The 26,002-nt window shown below is 64.0% G+C and carries 29 protein-coding genes; 21 read left to right on the plus strand and 8 right to left on the minus strand.

Annotated features, from left to right (window positions below):
* The 4 genes from IVB26_RS08745 to IVB26_RS08760 are packed head-to-tail and all read left to right on the plus strand — an operon-like array spanning window position 1 to window position 4,639.
* Entirely contained in the window at window positions 1-1,659 is a 1,659-nt protein-coding gene (locus IVB26_RS08745; protein WP_247971306.1) for a hydantoinase B/oxoprolinase family protein, read from the plus strand.
* 38 nt (window positions 1,660-1,697) lie between these two features.
* Complete coding sequence (locus IVB26_RS08750) at window positions 1,698-2,699, plus strand: TRAP transporter substrate-binding protein (RefSeq protein ID WP_247971307.1); 1,002 nt, start codon at window positions 1,698-1,700, stop codon at window positions 2,697-2,699.
* Window positions 2,700-2,709: 10 nt separating this feature from the next.
* Window positions 2,710-3,303: a TRAP transporter small permease subunit gene (locus IVB26_RS08755; RefSeq protein WP_247973117.1), complete on the plus strand. Its 594-nt coding sequence runs from the start codon at window positions 2,710-2,712 to the stop codon at window positions 3,301-3,303.
* Window positions 3,304-3,334: 31 nt separating this feature from the next.
* Window positions 3,335-4,639 carry a TRAP transporter large permease gene (locus IVB26_RS08760; RefSeq protein ID WP_247971308.1) on the plus strand — a complete coding sequence of 435 codons (1,305 nt, stop codon included), beginning with the start codon at window positions 3,335-3,337 and terminating at the stop codon, window positions 4,637-4,639.
* Window positions 4,640-5,958: 1,319 nt separating this feature from the next.
* Here IVB26_RS08760 and IVB26_RS08765 read toward each other — a convergent pair.
* Window positions 5,959-6,603, minus strand: a complete 645-nt coding sequence (locus tag IVB26_RS08765) for a glutathione binding-like protein (RefSeq protein ID WP_247971309.1) — start codon at window positions 6,601-6,603, stop codon at window positions 5,959-5,961.
* Window positions 6,604-6,706: 103 nt separating this feature from the next.
* Between IVB26_RS08765 and IVB26_RS08770 the strand changes: the two genes are divergently transcribed.
* Window positions 6,707-7,357 carry a TetR/AcrR family transcriptional regulator gene (locus IVB26_RS08770; protein WP_247971310.1) on the plus strand — a complete coding sequence of 217 codons (651 nt, stop codon included), beginning with the start codon at window positions 6,707-6,709 and terminating at the stop codon, window positions 7,355-7,357.
* Window positions 7,358-7,444: 87 nt separating this feature from the next.
* Here the strand turns inward: IVB26_RS08770 and IVB26_RS08775 are convergent, their stop codons facing one another.
* Complete coding sequence (locus tag IVB26_RS08775) at window positions 7,445-8,410, minus strand: 2-hydroxyacid dehydrogenase (protein ID WP_247971311.1); 966 nt, start codon at window positions 8,408-8,410, stop codon at window positions 7,445-7,447.
* 141 nt (window positions 8,411-8,551) lie between these two features.
* Here IVB26_RS08775 and IVB26_RS08780 point away from each other — a divergent pair, with 141 nt between their 5' ends.
* The 4 genes from IVB26_RS08780 (at window position 8,552) to IVB26_RS08795 (ending at window position 11,315) form a co-directional block, all read left to right on the plus strand.
* Complete coding sequence (locus IVB26_RS08780; protein ID WP_247971312.1) at window positions 8,552-8,920, plus strand: YciI family protein; 369 nt, start codon at window positions 8,552-8,554, stop codon at window positions 8,918-8,920.
* Window positions 8,917-10,203, plus strand: coding sequence for an RNA polymerase sigma factor (locus IVB26_RS08785; RefSeq protein WP_247971313.1), 1,287 nt, complete (start codon window positions 8,917-8,919; stop codon window positions 10,201-10,203). Before IVB26_RS08780 ends, IVB26_RS08785 begins: the two co-directional genes overlap by 4 nt.
* A 128-nt stretch (window positions 10,204-10,331) precedes the next feature.
* Window positions 10,332-10,871 carry an SRPBCC family protein gene (locus tag IVB26_RS08790; protein ID WP_247971314.1) on the plus strand — a complete coding sequence of 180 codons (540 nt, stop codon included), beginning with the start codon at window positions 10,332-10,334 and terminating at the stop codon, window positions 10,869-10,871.
* A gap of 30 nt (window positions 10,872-10,901) precedes the next feature.
* Complete coding sequence (locus tag IVB26_RS08795; RefSeq protein WP_247971315.1) at window positions 10,902-11,315, plus strand: VOC family protein; 414 nt, start codon at window positions 10,902-10,904, stop codon at window positions 11,313-11,315.
* A 102-nt stretch (window positions 11,316-11,417) separates the two neighbouring features.
* Here IVB26_RS08795 and IVB26_RS08800 read toward each other — a convergent pair whose 3' ends face one another.
* Window positions 11,418-11,774 carry a hypothetical protein gene (locus tag IVB26_RS08800; RefSeq protein ID WP_247973118.1) on the minus strand — a complete coding sequence of 119 codons (357 nt, stop codon included), beginning with the start codon at window positions 11,772-11,774 and terminating at the stop codon, window positions 11,418-11,420.
* Between IVB26_RS08800 and IVB26_RS08805 the strand changes: the two genes are divergently transcribed.
* Window positions 11,728-11,985, plus strand: a complete 258-nt coding sequence (locus tag IVB26_RS08805) for a hypothetical protein (RefSeq protein ID WP_247973412.1) — start codon at window positions 11,728-11,730, stop codon at window positions 11,983-11,985. The genes IVB26_RS08800 and IVB26_RS08805 overlap by 47 nt on opposite strands.
* Before the next feature lie 252 nt (window positions 11,986-12,237).
* On the opposite strand, the gene IVB26_RS08810 is transcribed toward IVB26_RS08805, so the two are convergent.
* From IVB26_RS08810 to IVB26_RS08820, 3 genes are all read right to left on the minus strand, one after another.
* Window positions 12,238-12,675, minus strand: coding sequence for a hypothetical protein (locus IVB26_RS08810; protein WP_247971316.1), 438 nt, complete (start codon window positions 12,673-12,675; stop codon window positions 12,238-12,240).
* 142 nt (window positions 12,676-12,817) lie between these two features.
* Complete coding sequence (locus IVB26_RS08815; protein WP_247971317.1) at window positions 12,818-13,606, minus strand: SDR family NAD(P)-dependent oxidoreductase; 789 nt, start codon at window positions 13,604-13,606, stop codon at window positions 12,818-12,820.
* Window positions 13,607-13,850: 244 nt separating this feature from the next.
* Entirely contained in the window at window positions 13,851-15,515 is a 1,665-nt protein-coding gene (locus tag IVB26_RS08820; RefSeq protein ID WP_247971318.1) for a methyl-accepting chemotaxis protein, read from the minus strand.
* Window positions 15,516-15,947: 432 nt separating this feature from the next.
* Between IVB26_RS08820 and IVB26_RS08825 the strand changes: the two genes are divergently transcribed.
* The 6 genes from IVB26_RS08825 (at window position 15,948) to IVB26_RS43495 (ending at window position 18,801) form a co-directional block, all read left to right on the plus strand.
* The gene (locus IVB26_RS08825; protein ID WP_247971319.1) at window positions 15,948-16,352 is read left to right on the plus strand and encodes a YciI family protein; all 405 of its coding nucleotides are present in this window, start codon (window positions 15,948-15,950) and stop codon (window positions 16,350-16,352) included.
* A gap of 58 nt (window positions 16,353-16,410) precedes the next feature.
* The gene (locus IVB26_RS08830; protein ID WP_247971320.1) at window positions 16,411-16,776 is read left to right on the plus strand and encodes a YciI family protein; all 366 of its coding nucleotides are present in this window, start codon (window positions 16,411-16,413) and stop codon (window positions 16,774-16,776) included.
* Window positions 16,777-16,906: 130 nt separating this feature from the next.
* Complete coding sequence (locus IVB26_RS08835) at window positions 16,907-17,647, plus strand: TetR/AcrR family transcriptional regulator (protein ID WP_247971321.1); 741 nt, start codon at window positions 16,907-16,909, stop codon at window positions 17,645-17,647.
* Window positions 17,648-17,768: 121 nt separating this feature from the next.
* Entirely contained in the window at window positions 17,769-18,254 is a 486-nt protein-coding gene (locus IVB26_RS08840; RefSeq protein WP_247971322.1) for a DUF2852 domain-containing protein, read from the plus strand.
* A gap of 162 nt (window positions 18,255-18,416) precedes the next feature.
* A complete protein-coding gene (locus tag IVB26_RS08845; RefSeq protein WP_247971323.1) occupies window positions 18,417-18,689 on the plus strand; it encodes a hypothetical protein in 273 nt (90 codons plus the stop codon).
* On the plus strand, window positions 18,649-18,801 hold the full coding sequence (locus IVB26_RS43495; RefSeq protein ID WP_458309342.1) for a peptidoglycan-binding domain-containing protein: 153 nt from the start codon (window positions 18,649-18,651) through the stop codon (window positions 18,799-18,801). The genes IVB26_RS08845 and IVB26_RS43495 overlap by 41 nt, the downstream gene beginning before the upstream one ends.
* A 179-nt stretch (window positions 18,802-18,980) precedes the next feature.
* Here the strand turns inward: IVB26_RS43495 and IVB26_RS08850 are convergent, their stop codons facing one another.
* Window positions 18,981-20,144, minus strand: a complete 1,164-nt coding sequence (locus tag IVB26_RS08850; protein WP_247971324.1) for an acyl-CoA desaturase — start codon at window positions 20,142-20,144, stop codon at window positions 18,981-18,983.
* Between the two features lie 300 nt (window positions 20,145-20,444).
* On the opposite strand from IVB26_RS08850, the gene IVB26_RS08855 reads away from it, so the two are divergent.
* Window positions 20,445-21,212, plus strand: a complete 768-nt coding sequence (locus tag IVB26_RS08855) for a serine O-acetyltransferase (protein WP_247971325.1) — start codon at window positions 20,445-20,447, stop codon at window positions 21,210-21,212.
* Window positions 21,213-21,304: 92 nt separating this feature from the next.
* On the opposite strand, the gene IVB26_RS08860 is transcribed toward IVB26_RS08855, so the two are convergent.
* A complete protein-coding gene (locus tag IVB26_RS08860) occupies window positions 21,305-21,823 on the minus strand; it encodes a DUF2231 domain-containing protein (protein ID WP_247971326.1) in 519 nt (172 codons plus the stop codon).
* 560 nt (window positions 21,824-22,383) lie between these two features.
* Between IVB26_RS08860 and tolQ the strand changes: the two genes are divergently transcribed.
* The 4 genes from tolQ to tolB are packed head-to-tail and all read left to right on the plus strand — an operon-like array spanning window position 22,384 to window position 25,938.
* Window positions 22,384-23,100, plus strand: coding sequence for a protein TolQ (gene tolQ / locus IVB26_RS08865; RefSeq protein WP_247971327.1), 717 nt, complete (start codon window positions 22,384-22,386; stop codon window positions 23,098-23,100).
* 43 nt (window positions 23,101-23,143) lie between these two features.
* Window positions 23,144-23,593 carry a protein TolR gene (gene tolR, locus IVB26_RS08870; protein ID WP_092254686.1) on the plus strand — a complete coding sequence of 150 codons (450 nt, stop codon included), beginning with the start codon at window positions 23,144-23,146 and terminating at the stop codon, window positions 23,591-23,593.
* Between the two features lie 3 nt (window positions 23,594-23,596).
* Window positions 23,597-24,556 (plus strand): protein TolA, encoded by a 960-nt coding sequence (locus tag IVB26_RS08875; RefSeq protein WP_247971328.1) that lies wholly within the window; start codon window positions 23,597-23,599, stop codon window positions 24,554-24,556.
* A gap of 41 nt (window positions 24,557-24,597) precedes the next feature.
* The gene (gene tolB, locus IVB26_RS08880) at window positions 24,598-25,938 is read left to right on the plus strand and encodes a Tol-Pal system beta propeller repeat protein TolB (RefSeq protein ID WP_247973119.1); all 1,341 of its coding nucleotides are present in this window, start codon (window positions 24,598-24,600) and stop codon (window positions 25,936-25,938) included.
* The last annotated feature ends 64 nt before the right edge of the window (window positions 25,939-26,002 follow it).

The following is a 26,002-nucleotide window of genomic DNA, read 5'->3' on the forward strand; positions in this document are numbered from 1 at the left end:
ATGAGCAAGGCAAATGGCGCGAGCCTGATCGACCTTCAGATCATGTGGCACCGGCTGATCGCCGTGGTCGAGGAGCAGGCGCAAGTGCTGCTCCGCACCGCCTTCAGCCCGATCGTGCGCGAATGCGGCGACCTCTCGGCCGGCGTGTTCGACCTCAGGGGACGGATGCTGGCGCAGGCGGTGACCGGCACGCCCGGCCACGTCAACTCGATGGCGGAATCGGTCAAGCATTTCATCAACCACTTCCCGATCGAGACGATGAAGGAGGGTGATGCCTACATCACCAACGATCCCTGGATGGGCACCGGCCACCTCAACGACTTCGTCGTCACCACGCCTTGCTTCAAGGACGGCAAGCCGGTGGCGCTGTTCTCCTGCACCAGCCATCTCATGGACATCGGCGGCATCGGCTTCGGTCCCGACGCCACCGACGTGTTCATGGAGGGGCTCTACATCCCCATGCTGAAGCTGATCGATCAGGGCGTCGTCAACGAGACGCTGATGGCGATGATCCGCACCAACACGCGGCTGCCGATCGATACCGAGGGCGACACCTATTCGCTCGCGGGCTGCAACGACGTCGGCTGCGAGCGCCTGGTCGAGATGATGACCGAGTTCGGCATCGACACGCTCGACGAGCTCGGCGACTACATCTGCGACCGCGCGCGCGAAGCCGTGCTGGCCGAGATCGCAAAGCTGCCGAAGGGCAGCTGGCGCAACACCATGGTGGTCGACGGCTACGATGCCCCGGTGACGCTGGCCGCGACGCTGACGATTTCGGATACCGGCATCCACGTCGATTTCGACGGCACCTCGGCCGCCTCGAAGTTCGGCATCAACGTGCCTCTTTCGTACACCACGGCCTACACCGTGTTCGGCCTCGGCTGCGTCGTCGCCTCGCAGATCCCGAACAATGCCGGCTCGCTCTCGCCGCTGACGGTGTCGGCGCCTGCGGGTGCGATCCTCAATGCGCCGAAGCCCGCGCCGGTCGCCTCGCGCCACATCATCGGCCAGATGCTGCCCGACGTCGTGTTCGGTTGCCTGCGCCAGATCATTCCCGAGCGCGTGCCGGCCGAAGGCACCTCCTGCCTGTGGAATCTCAATGTGCGCGGGCAGACCCGCTCGGGCGTCGGAGGCAATTACGGATTCTCGATGGCGGTGACGTCCAATGGCGGCACCGGCGCGCGCTTCGGCAAGGACGGGCTGTCGGCCACCGCCTATCCCAGCGGCGTGCGCGGCACGCCGGTCGAGATCGCGGAGACGCAGACGCCCTTGATCTTCTGGCGCAAGGAGCTGCGTCCGGATTCCGGCGGGGCAGGGCGCACCCGCGGCGGCCTCGGCCAGATCATTGAGGTCGGCAGCGGCGTCGATGCGCCGTTCGATATCCTGGCCGCATTCGACCGCATCGATCATCCGCCGCGCGGCCGCGACGGCGGCAAGAACGGCGAGGCCGGCTATGTAGGGCTTAAATCCGGCAAGAAGCTGCGCGGAAAAGGCTTTCAGGAGGTGCCGCCGGACGACCGTCTCGTGGTGCTGACGCCCGGCGGTGCCGGCATCGGTGCGCCAGCCGAGCGAGATCGGGCTGCCGTCAAGGACGACATCGAAAGCGGCCTCGTGTCCGCTGACAATGCGGCTGCAGTTTATGGATATGCGCGGTGACGCCATCCGGCGTTGGGCGTAGCGAACGGAGGGGCTCAATGATCACGCGACGGAACTTCACCGCGGGCGCAGCGACGCTGCTCGCCGCCGGCCACATCTCGACCCGCGCGCGAGCGGCGACGACGAGCTGGGACATGTCGACGGTCTGGCCCGACGGCAATTTCCACACCCAGAACGCGATGGCCTTCGCGGAAGAGGTGAAGAAGCAGACGGGCGGCTCGGTCGCGATCACCGTGAAGGCCGGCGGCCAGCTCGGCTTCAAGGGACCCGAACACCTGCGCGCCGTGCGCGACGGTCTGGTGCCGCTCGCCGACGTCCTCAACATCCAGCAGGTCGGCGACGAACCCTTCATGGGCGTCGAGAGCATCCCGTTTCTCTGTGGTTCCGTCGACGAGTTGAAGGTGCTGCACAAATACGTGCGGCCCGAATACGAGAAGATCGCCGCGCGCAACAACCAGAAGATCCTCTACATCGTGCCGTGGCCGACGCAGTATCTGCATCTCAAGGCGAAGGTCGCCGACGTCGACGGCCTCAAGAACATCAAGATCCGCGTGCCCGACAAGAATGCCGTCGACATGCTGAATGCGATCGGCATGGCGGCCGTGATGATCCCCTGGGGCGAAACGATTCCCGCACTCGCCTCCGGCGCGGTCTCGGGCGTCTCCACATCGTCGGTATCGGGCGTCGACGGCAAGTTCTGGGAATTCCTCAAATACGTCTACCCGACCAACCACGTCTGGTCGTCGCAGATGCTCACCGTCAATCTCGACTCGTGGAAGGCGCTCTCGGCCGATCAGCAGAAGCTCGTCGCGGATATCGCCGCGAAGATGGAGCCGGGCTTCTGGGCGAACTCGCTCAAGGCCGACGTCGACAGCCTCAACCGCCTCAAGGAGGGTGGCATGGAAGTGGTGCCGGTTTCGGATGCGATGATGAAGGACATCCGAGCCAAGACCGCGCCGCAGTTAGATGCCTTCCTCAAGCGCGTGCCTGCCGCCGACAAGCCCGTGAAGGCCTATCTCGCCGACATGAAGCGTGGTTGAGGGTGAAGCCGTGGTGAGCGTCTCGCCCGAAGCTCCGCAGAGTCTCAACGCAGCGGCGCCAGTGCCGCTGCGTATCCTGCTCGACGGCATCGACCGTCTCGGCCGGCTCGACGGCTGGATCGGTGGCGGCTGCTTGTTGATGCTGACGCTGCTGATGCTGTGCGAGGTCGCAACGCGCTTCCTGTCGAACTTCCTGCCGTTCTTCCCGCCGACCATCTCGATCGCCTGGGAATATTCTTCTTATCTGATGGCGGCGTCCTTCACCTTCGGCGCCGCCATGACGCTGCGCGTCGGCGGGCACATCCGGGTCGTGCTGCTGCTCAAGAATGCGCCGGCGCCGGTGCAGCGTGCGCTCGAGATACTCTCGGCGGCGGCGGGCTTCGCCTTCATGGCGTTCCTGACCTCGGCGATGGCGAAGTTTGCCTTCGGCGCCTATGTCCGCGGTCAGGTCTCGACCTCGAGCGACACGCCGCTGTGGTTTCCGGAAGCGGTCGTCACCTTCGGCATGCTGCTGCTGACGCTGCAATTCCTGGCGCGCGCGATCCAGGCCGTCCTCGGCCTGCCGCTGGAGGATCACCGCATGAAGGCCTCGCCCGTCGAATGACCGCTTCGCCCGCACCCGGATTCAAGATCGCATGACCATCGAAGTCGTCGCCCTGTTTGCGATCCTGTTCGCGCTGCTGGCTTGCGGCGTCTGGATCGGCCTCACGCTGGCGCTCACCGCGACGCTACTGCTCGCGATGTTCCGTTCGATCCCGCTCGACAAGCTGCTGCCGCAATACGCCTGGAATATCCTGACCACGCAGGAGCTGCTGGCGCTGCCGCTGTTCATCCTGATGGGTGAGCTCTTGTTTCGCACCCGTCTGTCGCGCTCGCTGTTCCAGGGCCTTGCGCCGTGGGCGGGATTGCTGCCCGGCCGGCTGCTGCATGTGAACGTGATCGGCTGCACCATCTTCGCCGCGATCTCGGGCTCGTCGGCGGCAACGACGCAGGTGATCGGCCGGATGTCGCTGAACGAGCTGCTGCGCCGCGGCTATTCGCGCGACATCGCGATCGGCTCGCTCGCCGGCGCCGGCACGCTAGGCTTCCTGATCCCGCCGTCCAACATCATGATCATCTACGGCGTACTCGGCGACGTTTCTATTCTCAAGCTGTTTACGGCCGGCGTGCTGCCCGGCCTGCTGCTCGCCGCAACCTTCATGGGCTGGGTGATGCTGCACACGAGCCTCAAGCCGGCGATGGTGCCGGAGACGGAGGCCAAGCTCTCGCAGGTGCCGTGGGGCGAACGCTTTGCCGCGCTGAAGGATCTCGCGCCGGCACTGTTCCTGATCGCCTGCGTGCTCGGCTCGATGTATGGCGGGCTCGCCACGCCCTCGGAAGCCGCGGCCGTCGGTGTGCTCGGCGCGGGGCTGGTCGCCTGGGCGCAGGGCTCGATGTCGCAGCAGGTGATGCGCGACGTGCTGATCGGCTCGGTCGTGACGTGCTCGATGATCGCGCTGATCGTGCTGGGCGCCTCGATCCTCGGCAATGCCGCCGCGTTCCTCGGCATCCCGCAGGCGGTTGCCGCTTTCGTCAAAGGGCTCGGCCTGTCACCTTTCATGCTGATCGTGGTGTTGATCGTCTTTTACCTGATCCTCGGCTGCTTCCTCGACGGCTTCTCGATGATCGTGATGACGCTGCCGATCGTGCTGCCGATCGTGAAGGGCGCCGGCTTCGACGAGATCTGGTTCGGCATCTTCCTCGTGCTCGCCGTCGAGATGGCGCAGATCACCCCGCCTGTGGGCTTCAACCTGTTCGTGATCCAGGGCCTCACCGAAGATGGTCTCGGCTACATCGCGCGCGTCACGTTGCCGTATCTGATGATCATGATCGGCTTCGTGCTGCTGCTGACGCTGTGGCCCGGCATCGTCACGGTACTGCCGCGGGTGCTGTACGGGTAAATTGCAGAGCAATCGCAGGCAAAGCGCAGCGGGATCTCGGCTGCGGCCATCCTTCGAGACGCCCGCCTTCGGCGGGCCCTCAGGATGAGGACGGAGTGCGCGACTGCAATTTCAGCGGGCAAGGGTGCCGCTTAGCCTCACCCTGAGGAGACCGCCACCGGGTCCGCGCAAAGCGCGGCCCGATGACAGGCTCCGCGGTCCTCTCGAAGGGCAAGGCGCGCGCACAGGCGCCGCCAAGACCTCATATGCCCCGGAGCCGGGCCGTCCCACCCACCATCCGTTGTGTTGCCCGACGGGCAAAACACGCCAGCGCTGGGTCGAGAGCTTTCCGCAAAAATATTCGAATTTACAGAAGTTCGGTTTTGCCGTACAAGCCGAGACATCCCGCCCGCCACAAGGGGCGTTTCGCGATCGTCACGGGACGCGGGCCGGGATGCGGTGGCCGCGACGGCGTCGGCGCGCGATGTGGCTGCAGGGCGGGGAAACCCGTGAGCAGCGACAGGCGCGATACGACACGGCGCTGACAGCGTCCTTCGTTCGGTCCCGACGGCGAGCGCACGCCAGCCTCGGGAATGCGGATGGGGATGTGCGCGGACGGAGAAGTCGTGTGGTCCTGACGCCCGGGGTTCTGGCGTCAAGTCCTGCGGAGATGTGGCGGCCAACCGGTGCGCGCATCGATCATCCGCAAGGCGACGGGGGCAATAGTGCATCGCTCCCCGAGGAGAGCACGAAGGACACCGTGAAAACCATCGCGCAGGGAAGGCCGGGACGTTCCGGCGTCACCTGTCGTCCACCCCGTGCGCGTTTACTCGCACACGCGGGACTTCGGGTGCCAGCCGGCGCCCGGCCTTCTCTGCGCCCTTGCTTCAGAGGGTGCCAGACGAAAGCAAAGCTCGGGCAAAACAAGCCGCGAGGGCGGGAAGTCGTGTCTGCGATAGTAAGTTTGGCAAAACCCTATGACCGTCACCCTGAGGTGCGCGCTCTGCTGCGCGTAGCGCTGCAGAGCAAGCCTCGAAGGGCGACGGCCCGGCTGCATCTCGGCCGTTCATCCTTCGAGGCTCCCCATGGGACGCGTTGCGTCCCATGTCTCGCACCTCAGGATGACGGGATCAGCAGCATGTCATTGCGAGCGAAGCGAGCTTGTCCGCCGAAGCCTTGGCGAAGGCGGAAGCAATCCAGAATCCCTCCGCGGAAGGATCCTGGATTGCTTCGTCGCAAGAGCTCCTCGCAATGACGAGTTTGCGAAACGCAAACGTCGTCCCGGTCCTGTCGGCAGGGACGACGTCTTGATCGAAGAGCGATGCGGCGTTCAACCCGAACTATGCCGCCGCCTTTTTCCGTGCCTGCTCGGCCTTGTACAGCTCGAACTCTTCCGCAATCGCCTTGGCAAAAGAGGGCCGCTGCCGCATGCGTTCATAATACGCCTTCACGTTCGGCCATTTCGCAAGCTCGATCGGCGGCGTCGCCATGGTCCAGTTGATGACCGTGGCGAGATAGGCGTCCGCCACGCTGAAATGGTCGAGCAGGAAGTCGCGCCCCTTCAGGTAATTGTCGAGATAGTCGAGCCGCGACAGGTTCTTCTCCAGTGCATAGGCCTTGGCTTCCTGCGGCGCCTTGCGATCGAGCACGGGAATGAACAAGCCCTTGTGCAGCTCGGTGCCGATGAAGCACAGCCATTGATGCAGGCGCGTTCGCTCGATGCCCTGGGTAGCGCCGAGCCCGGATTGTGGGAAACGGTCCGCGATATATTGCAGGATCGCTGCGTTCTCGGTCAGAACCATGCCCTCGTCGGTGCGCAGCGTCGGCACAAGGCCGATCGGATTGATGGCGCGGAAGTCGGAGCCGTCGCTCAGCACCGTCTTGGTCGGCGGGTCGACCTCGAGATAGTTCGCTGCGGCGCCGGCTTCGTACAGCGCGACGCGTGTTGCCATCGAACAGGCGAGGGGCGAGAAAAAGAGATCCATCTGTAGCCTCCTTGGGGCAATTCTTGAATCTTCGCTCAACCTGGCCAGATTGATTTTTGTACTATCTTGCATAATATGGGGCCGGTCAAGGATTATTTGCGAAATGGTACAAAAATCGAAAGGGCCGCCAGCGATGCCGCCCGAACAGCCCAAGCGCCGCGGCCGCCCACGGGCCTACGAGCCCGAGGTCGCACTCGGCAAGGCGCTCGACCTGTTCCGCAGGCAGGGCTTTGCCGCGACTTCGCTCGACGATCTCAGCGAGGCCACCGGCATGAACCGCCCGAGCCTCTATGGCGCCTTCGGTGACAAGCGCGAGCTCTACATCAAAAGCTATCAGCGCTATCGCGAGGAGGCGGGGGCATCGATGGCGGCGATCTTTCGCGAGGAGATGCCGCTGCGCCAACGGCTGGAACGCATCTTCGCCTCCGCGCTGAACATCTATCTGTCCGGCGAGACCGGCCCGCGTGGCTGCTTCACGGTGGTGACGGCGGCGTCGGAAGCCGTCGGTGATCCCGAGATCCGCGCCATGGTGCTTGACGGGCTCACCGAGCTCGACAAGGCCTTTGCGAACTGCTTCCGCCGCGCCAGGGAGAAGGGCGAGTTGCCGGAGAGCGCCGATCCGGTCGTGCTGGCACAGATCGCATCAGCCACCGTGCACAGCATAGCCATACGCTCGCGCGCGCGTGTGTCACGAAAGGATCTCGAAGCCATCGTGAAGGGCGCGATCGATGTGATGGTAGGGGCCAAATCCTAGCTGTCGTCCCGGACAAGCGAGCGTAGCGAGCGCTGATCCGGGATCATAACTCGAGGGACAGGTTTAGCGAAAACCAGTCGGCTAAGTCTAATAGCCCCGTGCCCGATCAACCACGTTCTCCAACGCACCGCCGGCCTCGAACCGCGCGATCTGCTCGGCGACATAGGCCGAGATCGCGTCCGCGTCGGTGTCGGCGGCATTGTGCGGCGTCAGCACCACCCTGGGATGGGTCCAGAACCGGCTGTCCGCCGGCTGCGGCTCCTGCACGAAGACGTCCAGCGAGGCGGCGCCCAGCGTGCCGTCGTCGAGGCAGGCCAGGATGTCGGCTTCGTTCTGAAGGCCGCCGCGGCCGGCATTGATCAGCACCGGCGCGCCGAGCGGAGTGTTGCGGTTGAGCTTGGTGAAGACGTCGCGGTTGAGAATGCCATGTGTGTCGGGCGTCAGCGGCAACAGGCTGACGAGGATGTCGGTCTTGCGCAGGAAGGCATCCATTCCGTCCGTGCCGTGGAAGCACTCGACGCCCTCGATCGTGCGCGGGCTGCGGCTCCAGCCGGCGACGCGGAAGCCGAGCCGCCGCAGCACGTCGGCGGCATCCGCCCCTAACGTGCCAAGTCCCATGACGCCAACCGTGACGGCACTCGCAGGCCATTGATATTTCGGCTCCCAGCGTTTGGCTCGCTGCGAGTCACGCAAATAAAGTTCCTGGCGGTGATGCATCAGCACGTGCAGCACGACATATTCGGTCATGCGGCCGGTCAGATCGGGCACGGCGACGCGGACCAGCGGCACATTTGGCAGGCTCTTGTCCGCCATCAGCGCATCGACGCCGGCGCCGAGATTGAAGATCGCGCGCAGATTGGGGAAGGCGGCGAGATCGCCGAGGACTGGCTTCCATACCGTGGCATAGTGCACCTCGGCCGGGTCGAGCCCTGCATCCGGCAGCAGCACCACGCGGCGGCCGCCGCAGACGGCGTCGAACCGGGCCTTCCAGCGCTCCGGCAGCCAGTTCTGCTGCGTGCTGTTGATCAGGACGGCGAGTGTGCCCATGGTCATTCGAAGTGCCTCGTCGGGTTCCGCTGAAGAAGCGCCCTCCTTGGCACGATCCAACGGTTTTTTCTTGCAAATTCTTTCCGCAGCCCTGTCGGGGCGAGGCATATTGGCGCGTCTTTAGAACAGACGAGGAAAATGTCGCCCATGCTTTATGCAATCCTTTGCTATCACGATGAGGACTTCGTCGGCTCCTGGAGCAAGGAGCAGGACGAGGCCGTGATGAAGAAACTCGCCGTGGTGCAGGAGAATCTCACCAAGCAGGGCCGGCTCGGGCCGGTCGCGCGGCTGCTGCCGACCACCGCGGCGGCGACTTTGCGCAAGGAAGACCCGCCGCTGGTGCTCGACGGCCCCTATGCCGAAACCAAGGAGCAGCTGCTCGGCTTCTACATCGTCGACTGCAAGAATCTCGACGACGCGCTCGACGTCGCCCGCGACCTCGGCGCGGCCAATCCCGGCGGCGCCTATGAGGTGCGTCCCGTCGGCGTGTTCCGGCCCGGAGGGAATCTGACGTGAGCGAGGCCGACACCGCCTGGATCGAAACCGCGCTGACCTCGGCGCGACCCCAGGCGGTCGGCGCGCTGCTGCGCTATTTCCGCGATCTCGACAGCGCCGAGGAGGCGTTCCAGAACGCGTCGCTGCGCGCACTCAAGTCCTGGCCGCAGAACGGGCCGCCGCGCGATCCTGCGGCCTGGCTGATCATGGTCGGCCGCAATGCCGCCATCGACGAGGTCCGCCGGACCCGCAAGCAGCAGCCGCTGCCGGAGGACGACCAGGCGATCTCCGATCTCGACGACGCCGAAGGCGCGCTGGCCGAGCGGCTCGACGGCTCGCACTACCGCGACGACATCTTGCGACTCATGTTCATCTGCTGCCATCCGCAATTGCCGGCGACGCAGCAAATCGCGCTGGCGCTGCGCATCGTCTCGGGCCTTACCGTGAAGCAGATCGCGCGCGCCTTCCTGGTCTCGGACGCGGCGATGGAGCAGCGTATCACCCGCGCCAAGGCGAAGGTCGCGGAGGCGGGGACGCCGTTCGAAGCGCCCGGCGCGGTCGAGCGTTCCGAGCGCCTCGCCGGTGTCGCGGCGATGATTTATCTGATCTTCAACGAAGGCTATTCGGCGAGCGGCGACACCGCCGAGATCCGCAAGCCGCTCTGCGAGGAGGCGATCCGGCTGGGGCGCCTGCTGCTCAGGCTGTTTCCGAGCGAGCCGGAGATCATGGGGCTCACGGCGCTCATCTTGCTGCAGCACGCGCGCAGTGCCGCGCGCTTTGCCGCGGACGGCTCGCTGATCCTGCTGGACGACCAGGACCGTTCGCTGTGGAACAGCACCATGATCGCAGAAGGGCTTGCGCTGATCGACAAGGCGATGCGCCACCGCCGCAGCGGGCCCTATCAGATCCAGGCCGCAATCGCCGCGCTGCATGCGCGAGCGGCGACGCCGGAGGAGACCGACTGGGCGCAGATCGACCTGCTCTACGGCGCGCTCGAGCTTGTGCAGCCGTCTCCCGTGGTGACGCTCAACCGCGCGGTCGCGGTTTCCAAGGTGCGGGGGCCGCAAGCCGCGCTGGAATTGATCGAGCCCTTGGCACCGAAGCTCGCCAACTACTTCCATTTCTACGGCGTGCGCGGCGCCTTCCTGATGCAGCTCGGCCGCAACGATGAAGCCCGCATCGCCTTCGATCGCGCCATCGCCCTCGCCAACACGTCCGCGGAGGCCGCCCACATCCGCATGCATCTCGATCGCCTGATCCGGGACAGCCAGCCGAAGCCGAAGGAAAGCGCGAAGGCGAAGTGACGCGGTACGCGTCATTCCGGGTTCGATGCTTCGCATCGCCCCGGAATGACGATCGAAAAATTCATTCCGGCAACTTGTCGGCCCAACCGCTCCCCGTTCGTCCTAAGCCCGTATCCACGGAGCCCCTCATGCTGAGAGCCATTGCCGTCATTGCCATCGTCCTCGCGGCCGGACTTGCCGGCATCCTTGTCTTTGCCCTGACGAAACCCGACACTTTCCGCGTCGAACGCAGCCTCGCCGTGAAGGCGCCGACTGACGCGATCTATCCGGTGGTCGCCGATTTCCACCGCTGGACCGCCTGGTCACCCTACGAGACTCGCGATCCCGCCATGAAGCGGATCTTTGGAGGAACTGCGGTCGGCAAGGGCGCGACCTATGCCTGGGACGGCAACAACAATGTCGGGGCCGGCCACATGGAGATCCTCGAGGCGAACCCGTCGTCAAAGCTTCGCATCAAGCTCGATTTCGAGCGACCTTTCGAAGGCCACAACACCGCCGAGTTCACCTTTGTGCCGCAAGGCGATGCCACACTGGTCACATGGGCGATGTACGGTCCGGCCCCGTTCCTGTCGAAAGTGATGCAGGTGTTCATCAATATGGACAGCATGATCGGCAGGGATTTCGAGGCCGGCCTCGCCAGCCTGAAAAAGCTCACCGAGAAGCAATAAGCCTCACGACCAACGAAAAGGAGAGAAACGATGCTCAATCCCTATCTGTTCTACCAGGACAATTGCGAAGCAGCGTTCAACTATTACGCCAAGGTTCTCGGCGGCAAGGTCGATGCGATGATGCGCGCCTCGGACGCACCGCCGGAGGTTCCCGCCACGCCGGGGCGCGAAAAGATGATCATGCACGCGCGGATGTCACTGCCCGACGGCAGCGTGCTGATGGCTTCCGATTCCCCGCCTGAGCATTTTCACAAGCCGCAGGGCTTTGCGATCTCGCTCACGGTTAGGGATCCCGCGGATGGCGAGCGCAAGTTCAACGCGCTCGCCGACGGCGGCGCCGTCAACATGCCGTTCAGCAAGACGTTCTGGGCCAAGGGCTTTGGCATGTGCGTCGACAAGTTCGGCATTCCATGGATGGTGAACTGCCCGGCGGAAGGAATGTGACGGTCGCGACCGCCTGCCTGATCTAACGAGTCGCAGTCCCCTCTCTCCATTTTGCGGGAGAGGGGATGCAACGCGTCATGTCCGGATCGATCGTGAGCTGCCTCAGCGGAGCGATCCGGTCACGTCTTCGCCTTGCCGCGGCGACTGAACGCAGCTGGGGCAGATCACGAGCTTGGTGCCGAGCTGCTTGTCGTTCTCCGCTTCGATCTCGTCATGCACCGCCCACCAGGCCTCGGAGTATGGCCGCAATGTGCCGAGTACTCTCTCCCGCTCCTGATTGGGATCGCTTGTCGCAGCTGCCTGATTCGTCACGTGCTCCTTTGTGACGTGCGGGCGGTTCGGCGCTACGTTGGGGTCTCGGCCGAGACCGTCCCATGCGATCGGACGACGCTCCTGCGCGACTGCGCATCCCATGAGCGCTGCGCAAAAAGTGAGCAAGACGAAGCCGTATCGAATCATGCCGGACCCCTTGGCGCGGTACGCGGCGCGCAAAATGCGCGTGAGAAGGTTTGCGTTCGCGTCGGTTGAAATGGAACTCAAGGGAAACGGCGTGGCCGGCACGGCTGAATATGGCGACTTGCTCTCGCATCACTTTGCGAGCGCAGTGAGGCCGCTTCGTGAAATGATGCGGATCGCATCGCACAACAACTGGCGTAACATTAGGCTGTGAACTCCGCGCCAAAATCGCTAGTTCTATTTCACAATAAGTACAAACTGGGGTGGACGTGACTTGGAAGGGAGCGACCGATGGCGGCGGCGCTACAAATCAACTTTGCTCTTTGGGGAATGCTCATCTGCGTCAGCATGAAGCTTGCGCCGGTCGTCCAGGTTTTTTTCTAGGCGGCAAGTTCCCTCGCTGAATTGTGCAGCGGTTCCGATCGGTGATCGTCACCGGCGGCGATCGCGCGTGAACGCGGTATCGTCACCGGCAACGCGGATAGATTGCGGCGAGATCGCGCCCCTTCAACAGTAGCAGCCGGGAGCTCAGGCCTCCGTGGCGGCTGATCCAGTCGCGCACCGGGCCGGGATAGGCGGCAAGCACTGCCTCGGATGCCTGGGGCTCGGCATAGAAGCGCCCGCGCCGGTCCACCGAACGTGCCGCATGGAAGCCGAGCACGGCGCGCTTGGTGACGCAGATGCGCTCGCCCGGCACGATGCTCAGCACCAACGTGCAGGCAGACAGGCAGGGGCCGTCGATCACCACGCGCTCGCCGCTCTCGCGCACCTTTTCGAACAAATCGAGGAACGGCCCGACCTGCCCGCCCGGAGACTGGATGATGCGGATTTCGGCGGCGGCGGGCGTGATGACCAGCAGTGCGCATGCAAGCATCAGGGCTTTGAGCAATGAGATGCGTCCCATGGGGCTCTCCACCAACTTACTCTTGTAGGGTGGGTTAGCCGCAGGCGTAACCCACCATCTGTCTCGTTCCGGCGATCGCAAAGAGGTGGATTACGCCTGCGGCTAATCCACCCTACGATTTCCGTACCTACAATTTCCGTGCCTACCCGTTGCGGCGCTGACCGCGTAGCGTCGGCAGGCCGATACCTGCCGCATCGAAACCGCCATCGACGGCCAAAATTTGTCCGGTGATGTAGCTCGCGCTCGCCGAGCACAGGAAGTAGATCGCTTCCGCAAGCTCCTCCTCAAGGCCGTAGCGGTTGAGCGGAATCGCGTCGTGATAATCGGCGCGGATCTCCTTGGTGTGCACCTGCTTCGCCATCGCCGTGTCGACCGGCCCTGGCGCGACGGCGTTGACGCGGATGCCCAGCGAGGCGAGCTCGACTGCGAGCTGCTTGGTCAGGTGTGCGAGCCCGGCCTTGCTGGTGCCGTAGGCCGAGCGCAGCGTCGAGGCGCGCACCGCCGAGATCGAGGTGATGTTGACGATGGCGCCGCCATTGGCCTCGCGCATCAAGGGCACCGCCGCCTTGGTGCAGAGGAACGGGCCGGTGAGGTTGACCTCGAGCACACGCCGCCAATCGGCCTCGGACGTCTCCATCAGCGGCGCGAACACCGCGATGCCGGCATTGTTGACGAGCGCATCGAGCCGGCCGAACCGCCGCTCGATCGCCGTCATCGCAGCGCTCACTGCGGCTGCGTCCGAAACGTCGCAGGTCAGCGCCAGCGTCGTCTCGCTTTGGTCGATTTCGGCGACCGCCCGGTCGAGCAACTCGCCCTCGATGTCGAGCAGCGCCACGCGCCACCCCTCGGCCAAAAACTTCTTCGCGGTCGCAAGCCCGATGCCGCGTGCGGCTCCGGTGACGAGGGCGGTTTTTAGCGGGGCTTGCGGCATTGGCTGATTTGTCCTGTTTCCGGGGAGGGCGGCGCGTGAGCGCGGCTCCTTTTACTGCGCTTTGGCCCGGAGAACAAAGGGCTCGATCACTGGCAATGGAGTCGAGCGCTCAAACCGTCACCCTGAGGTGGCCGCTCTTCAGCGGCCCTCGAAGGACGACGGCCGCAAACCGGGCCGATCAATCCTTCGAGTGCTTTGCAGTATGAGCGTCTCAGGATAACGGAGATAGAGATGAAGATGGTGTCTACGCCAGCTCTGCCGATGCGCGCTGCATATTTGCCGACATATCGGATGTCACGATGCTCTGCTCCTCGACTGCGGCGGCGGTGGAGGCGATGAACTCGTTGACGCCGGCAATCGCGGCCTTGATGGCGGTGAGCGAGCTGGCGACGTCGCCCGAAATGACGTTGAGCGCGTCGATCTCGGAGGTGATCGTGTCGGTCGCCTGCTTGGCCTGGTTTGCGAGGCCTTTCACCTCGGAGGCGACCACTGCGAAGCCGCGGCCGGCTTCGCCCGCACGCGCCGATTCGATCGTGGCGTTGAGTGCGAGCAGGTTGATCTGGCTGGTGATGCCCGAAATCATCTCGACGATGCCGCTCATGGCTTGCGCGGCTGCGGCCAACTTCTGCGCCTGACTGTCCGCGGACTCGGCCCTCGTCGTCGCAACCTTGGAGGTCTCGCGCGACTTCGCCATGGTCTCGGAGATCTCGCGGATCGATGCGCTCATCTGTTCGCTGCCGGCCGCGACCGCCTCGATCAGCCCGCGCGCATTGTCGGCCTTCTTGCGGCCGATGGCCTGTGCCGTGATGTCGGTGGCGTATTTCACTACCTTGTAGGGCCTGCCGTTGAGATCGATGATCGGGTTGTAGGAGGCCTGGATCCAGATCTCCCGCCCGCCCTTGGCGATCCGCTTGTATTCGGCGGCCTGGTATTCGCCGCGGTTGAGGGTCTCCCAGAACTGGCGATAGGCCGGCGAATTCTTCTCATTCGGCTCGACGAACATCGAGTGGTGCTGGCCCTTGATCTCCGCCAGCGAATAGCCCATCGCCTCGAGGAAATTCTCGTTGGCGGTTCGTATCGTGCCGTCCATGTTGAATTCGATCACCGCCTGTGACTTCTGAATGGCGGCGAGCTGTCCGTCATTGTCGGCCGCCTTCATCTTTTGGGCGGTGACGTCGGTGGCGAACTTGACCACCTTGAACGGCTTGCCGTTATCGTCGAGGATCGGATTGTAGGTGGCGATGATCCAGATCTCCTTGCCGCCCTTGGCGAGCCGCTTGTATTCGGCCGCCTCGAACTCGCCCCGGTTCAGCTTGGCCCAGAACGCGGCATAGGCCGAACTCGCGCGGTCCTCGGGGGTCACGAACAGGCTGTGATGCTTGCCCTTGATCTCGTCGAGCGAATAGCCCATCGCGCTCAGGAAGTTCTCGTTGGCGGTCACGATGGTGCCGTCCATGTTGAATTCGATCACGGCCTGCGCGCGGTTGATCGCGGCGATCTTGCCGGAATCCTCCATGGTCTTGGTCTTGTAGGCCGTGATGTCGGTGGCGAACTTGATGAAGCTGACGACCTTGCCGGTCTTGTCGCGCAGCGGGGCGTAGGAGGCGTGGACCCAGACTTCCTTGCCGCCCTTGCCGAAACGCTTGTATTGCGTGGTCTGAAATTCGCCGCGGTTCAGGCTGGCCCAGAAATCGCGGTAGCGAGCGCTCTCGCGCTCGGCCGGGCTGACGAAGATGCTGTGGTGCTTGCCTTTGATCTCGGCCAGCGTATAGCCGCTCATCTTGAGCAGGTTCTCGTTGGCGTCGAGAATGGTGCCGTCGAGACCGAATTCGATCACGGCTTGCGACCGGTCGAGCGCCTCGACCTCGGCAATGGCGTGCCTGACCTTCTTGCTTTGAAAATTGAACACGTGAGCCCCGCAATTTGTAGCGCGAATCGGCAGTGACGTACCGGTTTCTACCGATCTAAAAATTGCATGCTCTCGTTGAGCGTTTGTAAACTCAGGCGGACCGCACGGCCCATTCCGTAATTTCACGTGCGTCGGCCATCTATTTCAACCAGCGAGCGTTCTGGCTCCATATGCACGGCGGAGTTCATATGGTGGCCGTATTTGTACGGGCCGAGCGGGAATTATTTTTCGCGGCGTGTTGACGCAGTTCCCCAGGCGCAGCGGGTTCGGCATCGCTGATGACGGCTCTGTCGGCCCCGCGGAGATTTCCTTGAGAAAAATTCCTCGTCCTTGTCGGTCTTGGGCAGCCGCGTTCGTCTTACAGCGGCACCGTCGTCACTCCAGCGGCGCAACTTCGGCGCGCCCGGAATGACGGGAGTACAGAGGAACCTCATGCGATTCATGATGCTGATGATTCCGCTCGGCTACGAGACCGCGCCGCCGGACGTGCAACTCGATCCCGAGCGCGTCGCGGCGATGATGCGCTACAACGAGGCGCTCAAGGATGCCGGCGTGCTGATTACGCTGGACGGCTTGCACCCCCCGTCGATGGGCGCGCGCGTCTCGTTTGCAACCGGCGAACCCGTCGTGACGGATGGACCCTTCGCAGAGGCCAAGGAAGTTCTGGGCGGCTACTGGATGATCGAGGTGGCCTCGCGGGCCGAGGCGATTGCCTGGGCAAAGCAGTGCCCGGCCTCGCCGAATGAAATCATCGAGATCAGGCAGGTGCAGGAGATCTGCGACTTTCCGCCCGACGTGCAAGCGGCCGCCGCGGGGTTTGACAGCCTGAAGACCTAGCCACCGTGGCCGCGATGAGTTCCCGGCCGTCAGCAAGAAATCAACAAGGGAGAGACCGATGAGCACCGAGCACCAATTCCTTGCCGTCTATCTCGGCAGCATGAGCGGCGAAAAAATGAAGGCCTGGCATGCGATGCCCGAAGCGGAAAGGAAGGCAAGAGAGCGCGAGGGCATGGCCGCCTGGCACGGCTGGGTCGAGAAGCACAAGGACGTCATCGTCGAGATGGGCGGCCCGCTCGGCAAGACCCGCAGGATCGACGCGAGCGGCATCACCGAGATCAGCAATGCGCTGACCGGCTTCACGGTGGTGCGCGCTGCCTCGCAAGAGGAAGCTGCAAAATTGTTCGAGAACCATCCGCATTTTGCGATCTTCCCGGGCGAGGCGATTGAGGTCATGCCCGTGCTGCCGATTCCGCAGATGTAGCTGCGGCCAAGGCGCCGTTTCCGGGCGCAAGTCGTCGCTCCGGCCCGGCATCACCCGGGGAAGTACGGGATTCATTGCGCTCGATTCCCGCTAGTGACCTTCACGCCCGGCTCATGTAAGGATCGTTCACATGAGCTGGCGCAAGGAGCAGCGCCGCGCCGAGCGCGGCTATCACCACGGCAATCTGAAGGAGGCCCTGCTGCAGGCCGCTCTCGGCCTGATCGCCGAGAAGGGCGCGGCCGGCTTCACCTTCGCCGATGCCGCGCGCATGGCCGGCGTCAGCGCGGCGGCGCCCTATCGGCATTTCCGCGACCGCGACGAGCTGCTGTCCTCGATCGCCCAGCGCGGTTTCGAGCAATTCGAGGCGCGCCTGACCGCGGCCTGGGACGACGGGCGTCCCGACACGGTCACCGCGTTCGAGCGCGTCGGCAGGGCCTATCTTGCTTTCGCCCGCGAGGAGCCCGCATTTTACAACGCGATGTTCGAGTCCGGCCTGCCGGTCGATGCCAATCCGGCGCTACAGGCTGCGAGCGAGCGCGCTTTCAACATCATGCGCGCCGCGGCCGAGAGGCTCGCGGCGCTGGCGCCGCCCGGCACGCCGCGGCCGCCGGCGATGATGATGGCGCTGCACATCTGGTCGATGGCGCACGGCGTGGCCTCGCTGTTTTCGCGAGGGGACGCCGCGCGACGAAAATTGCCGATGTCGCCGGATGAGCTGTTAGAGGCCGAGGTGCTGATCTATCTGCGTGGCCTCGGCTTCCCGACCGATCGCCGTCCGCCAGCCAAGAGCGCCGAGCCTCCGCCGGTGCCACCGGAGGCGCCCTCCGGTTCAGGCCTGCCGCCCGGCGGTCCCTGGGGCAAGCCGAAATAAGATTGCGTAAATTATCACGCGGGCGTGTCAGGCGGCCGGCTTGACAAAATCGCGGGATGGTCTAGCTATGTAAATGTTATTTACATTTACAACGGCGCGGATGCCGTGATGGAGATGGGAAATGGCCTACACCGCTGATGTCAATCGATGGCGCGGCCCTTCGGATCAAAACTACGAGCGCCCCCGCATGCTCGATACGCCATGGCATCCCGGCTGGATCGCCGTGACCATCCTCGGCTTCATCATCTGGTGGCCGATCGGACTTGCCCTTCTCTTTTTCACACTCGGGAGCAGAAGAATGTCGTGCTGGAGCCACCAGGATCGCTGGCAGAACAAGATGGAGCGGATGCAGTACAAGATGGATCGCATGCGTGGCCGCATGGAGCGCAGTGGTTTCGGCTTTGGCTTCGGCCCGCCGTCCTCCGGCAACCGTGCCTTCGACGAATACCGCTCTGAGACACTGCAGCGCCTCGAAGAGGAGCAGGTCGAGTTCAGGAACTTCCTCGACCGTCTGCGTCACGCCAAGGACAAGGAAGAGTTCGACCAGTTCATGGCGCAGCACAAGACGCGTCCGACCCCGCCGCCGACCGATCAGCAGCAGGGCTGACCTTCAAGGCTGACCTCTCAAGGCCTTCAGGCGCATGCCCCCAAAGTCCTGATGGCCCCGAGCCGCCCGTCTGCGCAGCACGCAGGCGGGCGGTTTGCTTTGGGGCATCTGCTTCAATGTCCGCGCGCGGAAGAGGAGCATGGTGAGACTTCGGCCGCAACCGTGGGACACATCGTCGTGTGTGACGGCGAGGGCGGCACCGTGGAGGCGATGGGCACGGCCTATGGCGTTCGTCGCGGCAAGGTGTCGGGCCGAAATTGGGATACGGGCGTCTTTCTACCAGACTTTACGTATGGGGAGGCGGGTGAAGAGCTCGACCTGGCTGGGCCGAGCCAGCTGTATGCGCTCGGGCAGCCGGGCATGAAGGCGTCCGTCGTTCGATATTCAACGCGCCTTGAAACAGCTGGGGTTCAATCCGGGGCCGATCAACGGTGAATACAACGACCTGACGGTGGCGGCGGTAGCGGCCTTTCAAGCGACCAAAGGACTCATCGTCGACGGACAGGTAGGGCCGCAGACGGCAAGACGGTTGAAGGTCAAACTCTAAAGCACGATCCGGAAAACTGCGCAGCAAATGCGGAACGCGTTTGCGGGGAGATCGTGCTTAGACAACTATCTGAAGCGCGATGAGCATTCATCCTGATCGCATCGCGCTTCTGGACCGGCGCGTTCTTTCACGCGCCGGCGCGGCTGTGCTTGGGTCCAGGTGGCCGCTTGAGCTGTGTTTCAGCGCGCCGTGGCGAGCTGCGCGCGAACCGAAGCCAGGAAGTGTTCGTAGGCGTGATCGACGATCTCGTTGAGCGATCGCGTTCGCGCGAACATCGCCTTGGCCTCGGCGAGAAACTCCTCGCGCGTCGGTATCTTTGGCAGATGCAGGTGTGTCAGCGCGTCGACACCGTCATGTGCGCGATTGAGGATGTCGTGCAGCGTCGGCAGCTGCAACTGGGCCGGGTCGGCCCGGTGCAGCGCCGATGAGATGGCGTGCGCCAGGGCCTGTGCATCGAACCGCCCGGCAAGCTGGTGGGCTGCCCGATTGATGACCCGGGCGCCGAGCGGCTGCTCGTTGCGCAGCACCTGTTCGGGCGGCGCCTTCATGTTCCAGACGATTCCGAACCAGGACAGCACTTTCAGGACGTAATAGGTGACGTCGATCTCCCACCAGCGAAAGCCCTGTCGGACGCTGCTCTGGTAGGCGTGGTGATTGTTGTGCCAGCCCTCACCCAGGGTGAGCAGCGCCAGCAGCCAGTTGTTGCGGGAATCGTCGCCCGTCACGTAGCGCTTGCGTCCATGCACATGGGCGAGCGAGTTGATGCAGAAGGTCGCGTGATAGAGCAGCACCGTGCTCCACAGGAAGCCGACGACCAGACCCGACCATCCCGCAACCAGGAAGCAGAGCGCCGCAAGCACAAAGGCCGGCAGAAGCTCGAGCCGATGCAGCCACATCAGCTCCGGATAGGCCGCGAGATCGCCGACTTTCACGAGGTCGGTCCCGTCGTGCTGCCGATAGAAAATCCAGCCGAGATGGCTGTACAGGAAGCCGCGGTGACGCGGTGAATGCACGTCGTTCTCGGTGTCGGAATGCAGATGATGGTGCCGGTGCTTGGCCGCCCACCACAACACGCTCTTCTGCGAGGTGCTTTGCGCAAGGCACGCCAGGATGAACTGAAACACCCGGCTGGTTGCAAACGCCCGATGCGAGAAGTAGCGGTGGTAGCCCGCTCCGATTGCAAACATCCGCACGACATACAGCGAGACGCAGATCGCGACGGCTTGCCAGGTGACGCCTGACCAGATCGCCGCAAAGCATCCGAGATGGACCAACAGAAACGGCACGGCGGAGGGATACATGATGTCGTCGTGGTGGTCGTCGTCGGGCGCGTTAGGCGACATGTTTCAGCGTGACCTTAGGTAACGGGGATCCGGGATTGCAGCGGCAGCATCGAGGGCAGCCGGGTACGAAAAACCCGCGGATGGCGGACCACCGCGGGGGTTTGAACCAGCTGCTTTGCCTGGGATATCCCCGGCCAAAGCCCGAAAGCTCGACTGACTATATGGTTGCGGATGCCCGCCACGCAAGCTCGTAGCCTCACGGAGAGCTGCGGCACGGTGCTCAGGTAGCGGCGTGGTGCGCGGGGTGCCCACCGGCTATATTTGAGACATGAAGGAAGCCCCAAAACACCGGAGGCGGCGATGACAGCAGCTGTGACCGCGACGACCGATCGCCTCTGGCAGGAGATACGCGATGAGGCGCGGCGTGCGGTCGCATCCGATCTCGTCTTCGGCAAGTCGCTTGCCGAACCCGTCCTCGCCCATGACGGCTTTGCGGCGGCCCTGGCCGATCTCATCGGGCGCAGGCTTGGCGGCAGCGTCGCCGAGCAAACGCATTTCACGGCCTTTTCGAGCGACGCCTTTCGTCACTCGCCGGAATTGGTCGAAGCGTCCGGGCGCGACTTGCAGGCCATCGTGCGCAGCGATCCCGCCGTCGCCAGCCTGTTGGCGCCGCTGCTGCATTTCAAGGGCTATGTCGCGCTGCAAGCCTGGCGCGTCTCGAACTGGCTCTGGCATCATGATCATCGCGATGCAGCGCTGCTGTTTCAGAACGAGGCGTCGAACGTGTTGCAGGTCAGTATTCATCCGGCGGCCAGCATCGGCTCGTCCGTCTATCTCGACCACGCCACGGGCATCGTGATCGGCGCCAATGCCGTGATCGGCGACGAGGTCACCATCCTTCAGAATGTCAGCATCGGCCGCGGCAACGAGCTGCCGACGCGCTCGCCGCGCATCGGTCGCGGCGTCTTCATCGGCGCCGGCGCGACCATTTTGGGCGATATCCGGATCGGTGATTTCGCCAGGATCGGCGCCGACACGGTCGTGACCTCCGACGTTCCCGGCGGCTGCACCGCGGTCGGACATCCTGCACGATTGACCAACTGCTCCGAGCCCGCCTCAGCGGCCTGATGCGCCATCACGTCATGAGATGCGCGCGGCGCGGCCCGATCAATACCGAAGGCATGTTCGCCGAAGTCTGCCCCGGCGACATGCCCGTTGCCTCAGGCGGCGCGGCGGTGGCTCTCGCCGCCATGATGGGGCGTGACCGGCTCGGAGCTGGTCTGGCCCGGTGCATCCAGCACCGCGACGTGATGCCGGTAGACCATCTCCCAGCCCTTCCACCCCGTGAACAGGAGGATGCCGACCACGACCAGGGAGAGCACCACGCCCCACGGCTTGATCGCAGCCTCAGCGCCTTGCGCGTAGCGGAGGTAGAAATTGACCAGGGCCAGCGCGACAGCCGCGAGATTGCCGACCATGTGGTACCAGGCATCGTTGAGGCGGCGGATGCGGGGCTCGTTTAAGAAGTCCGTAAAGCCGGCCGCGGCCGCAACGAGCGCCATGACGATGCCGGCGCCGATCAGCCACATCGCGGCCCTGGCCCAGAAATTGTCGCCGGTTCCAATGAAGGCCAGATCGGCGATGGGCGCGCCGACCAGAAATGCGACGGGGAAGGGGATGATCATGGGGTGGAGCGGGTGATCGCCGATGGCGGCGGTCGTCTTGGGGTTGATGGTCATGGCAGAACCTCGCGGAAAGTGATTTTCGGTACAATTTTCCGGGTGGGGCGTGGTTCCTCCGGGTCTCGCAGCGTGTACGCGGGAACTCTCGTGGCTTCGAACGCAGTGCAGGTCTCCTTGACGGTGCGCTGCTGAGCCGGGGCCGAATCTGCCCGCACGAGAGCATCGGATTCTGGATCCCGGCTCTGCAGCGCAACGCGAAGGGCGCTGCGCTGCGTCCGAGGCAAACCGGCCCCCAACCGCCTGCGCCGCCTGCCTTTCCCGTAGCCAAATTCACCCCCGGTAACCTCGCATTAACCAACGGCGGGCTCTGGTAAGGGCGGACAGTCGCGCCCAAAGCCGAAGCCGAGGCCCGTCAAGGCCCGGGGCCAAAGGCCCATAGTTTTGACATCTTGGCAGGGAATGCAGACGGCCGGCTTTGGACGAGCCCCTGCACCCCAGAAAGACAAGGCTTTGAGCGGGCTTGCCGGCCGCGCCGGTTCTAGCGCGGCTATTGGGGAACCGGCGGCCATTTGCTGGCCGGCACATCGGGTAACGATCGCCTTGAGAGGATACTGCTTATGAATCCGGCCGACGTGGCTCAGTCAGCCCTTCCGGTTGCCGCTTCCGCGGACGTGTCGCTGATCGCGCTGTTCTGGCAGGCTCACTGGATCGTGAAAGCGGTGATGCTCGGGCTTCTGTCTTGCTCGGTCTGGGTCTGGGCAATCGCCATCGACAAGATCTTCCTGTTCGCCCGTACCCGCCGTTCGATGGACCGTTTCGAGCAGGCATTCTGGTCCGGCGAATCGATCGAGGAGCTCTATCGCACGCTCTCGGCCAAGCCGACGCACTCCATGGCAGCCTGTTTCGTCGCGGCGATGCGCGAGTGGAAGCGCTCCTTCGAGAGCCACACCCGCTCGGTCGCAGGTCTTCAAATGCGCATCGACAAGGTTATGAACGTCTCGATCGCGCGTGAGGTCGAACGGCTGGAACGCCGCCTGCTCGTGCTCGCCACCGTCGGCTCCGCAGGCCCTTTCGTCGGGCTGTTCGGCACGGTCTGGGGCATCATGTCGAGCTTCCAATCGATCGCGGCGTCGAAAAATACCTCTCTGGCGGTGGTGGCGCCGGGCATCGCGGAGGCGCTGTTTGCGACTGCCGTCGGCCTTATCGCCGCCATTCCTGCCACTATTTTCTACAATAAGTTCACCTCCGAGGTGAACCGGCAGGCCCAGCGGCTCGAAGGCTTCGCCGATGAATTTTCCGCCATCCTGTCGCGTCAGATCGACGAGCGGGGCTGAAGGGCGGCATGTATAGTGTGAAGGGCAATTTGGGCACTCCATCATGGCGATGAACGTTGCGAGTTCGTCCGGAGGCGGCGGGCGCCGAGGCCGGCGCAAGCCCGTCGTGGCCGAGATCAACGTCACGCCGATGGTCGACGTGATGCTGGTGCTGCTCATCATCTTCATGGTGTCGGCGCCGATGCTGACCGTCGGCGTGCCGCTCGACCTGCCGCAGACCCAGGCCAAGAGCCTCGAAAACAACGACCAGAAGCCGATCCAGATGTCGGTCGACATCAAGGGCAAGGTCTTCATCAACGACGCCGAGATTGCGATCAACGAACTGGTGCCCAAGCTGAAGGCGATCACGGACGCCCGCGGCGGCCTCGAGGAGCGCATCTATCTGCGTGCCGACAAGAAGGCGGATTACGGCACGGTGGCCAGGGTGATGGGCCTGTTGTCCGGCGCCGGATTCAAGAAGCTCGCGCTCGTCACGGAAGCGGATCAGGGGTAAGCCGTGAAGGTGAACGTCGACAAGACACTTGTTGCGTCGATTGCCCTCCACGTCCTCGTGCTGGGATGGGGGCTCGTCACCTTCAGCAGCAAGGCCTACCTCGCGCCGGAAGAGTCGCTCCCGATCGACATCATCTCCAGTGATCAGCTCGCCAAGATGATGGCAGGGCAGAAGACCGGCAAGAAGGAAGAACTGAAGCCGAAGGTCGAGAAGATCGCGGAGCCCAAGCCCGAGGAAGACGCCGTCGGCAAGGTCACCGAGAAGAAAGAGCTGATCAAGACCAACTCGACGCCCGAGCCGCCTCCAAAGCCCGTCGAGAAGCCGGTCGAGAAGAAGCCCGAGCCGCCGAAGCCCGTTGCCGAGGCCAAGCCGAAGGAAGAGCCGAAGCCGCAGGAAAAGAAGCCTGATCCGGCCAAGGAAGATCCGATCGCCGAGCTCCAGAAGAAGCTGGAGACGAAGAAGCCGCCGCCGAAGCCGGTGGAGCAAAAGGTTGCGGCCGTGCAGCCGCAGCAGCAGCCCAAGCCCAAGGAGCGCTCCTTCGACCCCGCACAGATTCAGCGCGACCTCGACAAGCGCGCTGCGACCCGGCACGAACTCACAGGCTCCGCTCTGAATGCGTCGGCCGCGCTGGGATCGGCGACCGGGACTGCCGCCAACAACGTCGCGACCTGGCGTGGTGCATTCCAGGGCGCGGTCAAGCGCTGCTTCACGCCCACCTATAATGGGCAGGATGCCGATCAGTACGAGGCCGACATCGACATTCCCATGAAGATCGATGGATCGCTCGCCTCCGAGCCGATTGTCGTCGCGGTGCGAGGACCGTCGCGGTCGATCGCGCAGGCGGTGGCGGAGAGCGCCAAGCGCGCCATCGTGCAGTGTCAGGTCTACTCGTTCATGCCGAAGCAGCAGTACGAGAGCTGGAAGCTCATTCCCATGACTTTCGGCCTGAAAGATATGTTGTGACATCCGAACAAAAGATTTTTGCAATGAATGACGTCCGATCGATGAACCGCCGCCGCTTCATGACCCTGACCGGATCGACGCTCGCGATGCTCGGGGGCGGACGTGCCTTCGCCCAGGATCGGCTCCGCATCGATCCGACGGCATTCCAGCCGATCCCGATCGCGATCACCAACTTCCTGCCGGGCTCACCGTCCGACGGCGACGTCGGCAACGGCGTCACGCAGGTCATCACCAACAATCTGAAGCGCTCGGGCCTGTTCGCGCCGATCGACCAGGCCGCCTTCATCGAGCGCATCAGCAACATGGACGTCGCGCCGCAATTCCAGAACTGGAAGACGCTCAACGCGCAGGCCCTCGTCACCGGCCGTATGACGCGACAGCCGGACGGCAGGCTCAAGGCTGAATTCCGCCTGTGGGACGTGGTCTCCGGCCAGCAGCTCGCCGGCCAGCAATATTTCACCTCGCCGGAATATTGGCGCCGCATCGCCCACATCATCTCCGACCAGATCTACGAGCGCATGACCGGCGAGAAGGGCTATTTCGACAGCCGCGTGGTGTTCGTGGACGAAAGCGGGCCGAAGGAACGCCGGGTCAAGCGGCTCGCGATGATGGACCAGGACGGCGCCAACGTGCGCTATCTGACCCGCGGCTCAGACCTCGTGCTGACGCCGCGCTTCTCGCCGAACTCGCAAGAGATCACCTATATGGAATTCGGCCAGGGCGATCCGAAGGTCTATCTCTTCAACATCGAGACCGGCCAGCGCGAGATCGTCGGCAACTTCCCGGGCATGACCTTTGCGCCGCGGTTCTCGCCGGATGGCCAGCGTGTCATCATGAGCCTGCAGCAAGGCGGCAATTCCAATCTATTCGTGATGGATTTGCGCTCGCGCTCGACCACGCGCCTCACCGACACGCCGGCGATCGACACGTCTCCGTCTTACTCGCCGGACGGCGCCCGCATCTGCTTCGAATCCGATCGCGGCGGCAGGTCGCAGATCTACGTGATGGCCGCAGGCGGCGGGCAGGCGCAGCGGATCTCCTTCTCGAAGGACGACACCAACGCCAGCTATTCGACGCCGGTGTGGTCGCCGAAGGGTGATTACATCGCCTTCACCAGGCAGGGCGGCGGCCAGTTCGCGATCGGCGTCATGAAGCCCGATGGCAGCGGCGAGCGGCTACTCACCTCCGGCTTCCACAACGAAGGCCCGACCTTCTCGCCGAACGGCCGCGTCCTGATGTTCTTCCGCGATCCCGGCGGTAACGGCGGCCCCTCGCTGTACAGCGTCGACATTTCGGGACGCAATGAGCTGAAGGTGCCGACGCCGGGCTTCGCCTCCGACCCGGCATGGTCGCCGCTCTTGTCCTCGACCGCGGGCCAATAAATCCCGCGCCCGCAACGTGCGATGTTGTCGAAAAAAATGCACAGATTTTTTCGGGTTTGGGGAG

Origin of the sequence: Bradyrhizobium sp. 195 (assembly GCF_023101665.1) — a bacterium.
Classification (GTDB): domain Bacteria; phylum Pseudomonadota; class Alphaproteobacteria; order Rhizobiales; family Xanthobacteraceae; genus Bradyrhizobium.

What these genes read in the sequence shown, in the direction of transcription:
- IVB26_RS08830 (WP_247971320.1), top strand. Translation starts at nt 16,411, where the DNA reads ATGAGCACCGAGCACCAATTCCTTGCCGTCTATCTCGGCAGCATGAGC.
- tolR (WP_092254686.1), top strand. Translation starts at nt 23,144, where the DNA reads ATGGCGATGAACGTTGCGAGTTCGTCCGGAGGCGGCGGGCGCCGAGGC.
- IVB26_RS08815 (WP_247971317.1), bottom strand. Translation starts at nt 13,606, where the DNA reads ATGCCGCAAGCCCCGCTAAAAACCGCCCTCGTCACCGGAGCCGCACGC.
- IVB26_RS08760 (WP_247971308.1), top strand. Translation starts at nt 3,335, where the DNA reads ATGACCATCGAAGTCGTCGCCCTGTTTGCGATCCTGTTCGCGCTGCTG.
- IVB26_RS08810 (WP_247971316.1), bottom strand. Translation starts at nt 12,675, where the DNA reads ATGGGACGCATCTCATTGCTCAAAGCCCTGATGCTTGCATGCGCACTG.
- IVB26_RS08790 (WP_247971314.1), top strand. Translation starts at nt 10,332, where the DNA reads ATGCTGAGAGCCATTGCCGTCATTGCCATCGTCCTCGCGGCCGGACTT.
- tolQ (WP_247971327.1), top strand. Translation starts at nt 22,384, where the DNA reads ATGAATCCGGCCGACGTGGCTCAGTCAGCCCTTCCGGTTGCCGCTTCC.
- IVB26_RS08775 (WP_247971311.1), bottom strand. Translation starts at nt 8,410, where the DNA reads ATGACCATGGGCACACTCGCCGTCCTGATCAACAGCACGCAGCAGAAC.
- IVB26_RS08770 (WP_247971310.1), top strand. Translation starts at nt 6,707, where the DNA reads ATGGTACAAAAATCGAAAGGGCCGCCAGCGATGCCGCCCGAACAGCCC.
- IVB26_RS08855 (WP_247971325.1), top strand. Translation starts at nt 20,445, where the DNA reads ATGACAGCAGCTGTGACCGCGACGACCGATCGCCTCTGGCAGGAGATA.
- IVB26_RS08860 (WP_247971326.1), bottom strand. Translation starts at nt 21,823, where the DNA reads ATGACCATCAACCCCAAGACGACCGCCGCCATCGGCGATCACCCGCTC.
- IVB26_RS08850 (WP_247971324.1), bottom strand. Translation starts at nt 20,144, where the DNA reads ATGTCGCCTAACGCGCCCGACGACGACCACCACGACGACATCATGTAT.
- IVB26_RS08745 (WP_247971306.1), top strand. Translation starts at nt 1, where the DNA reads ATGAGCAAGGCAAATGGCGCGAGCCTGATCGACCTTCAGATCATGTGG.
- IVB26_RS08795 (WP_247971315.1), top strand. Translation starts at nt 10,902, where the DNA reads ATGCTCAATCCCTATCTGTTCTACCAGGACAATTGCGAAGCAGCGTTC.
- IVB26_RS08840 (WP_247971322.1), top strand. Translation starts at nt 17,769, where the DNA reads ATGGCCTACACCGCTGATGTCAATCGATGGCGCGGCCCTTCGGATCAA.
- IVB26_RS08825 (WP_247971319.1), top strand. Translation starts at nt 15,948, where the DNA reads ATGCGATTCATGATGCTGATGATTCCGCTCGGCTACGAGACCGCGCCG.
- IVB26_RS08800 (WP_247973118.1), bottom strand. Translation starts at nt 11,774, where the DNA reads ATGATTCGATACGGCTTCGTCTTGCTCACTTTTTGCGCAGCGCTCATG.
- tolB (WP_247973119.1), top strand. Translation starts at nt 24,598, where the DNA reads ATGAACCGCCGCCGCTTCATGACCCTGACCGGATCGACGCTCGCGATG.
- IVB26_RS08805 (WP_247973412.1), top strand. Translation starts at nt 11,728, where the DNA reads ATGAGCGCTGCGCAAAAAGTGAGCAAGACGAAGCCGTATCGAATCATG.
- IVB26_RS08765 (WP_247971309.1), bottom strand. Translation starts at nt 6,603, where the DNA reads ATGGATCTCTTTTTCTCGCCCCTCGCCTGTTCGATGGCAACACGCGTC.
- IVB26_RS08750 (WP_247971307.1), top strand. Translation starts at nt 1,698, where the DNA reads ATGATCACGCGACGGAACTTCACCGCGGGCGCAGCGACGCTGCTCGCC.
- IVB26_RS08835 (WP_247971321.1), top strand. Translation starts at nt 16,907, where the DNA reads ATGAGCTGGCGCAAGGAGCAGCGCCGCGCCGAGCGCGGCTATCACCAC.
- IVB26_RS08780 (WP_247971312.1), top strand. Translation starts at nt 8,552, where the DNA reads ATGCTTTATGCAATCCTTTGCTATCACGATGAGGACTTCGTCGGCTCC.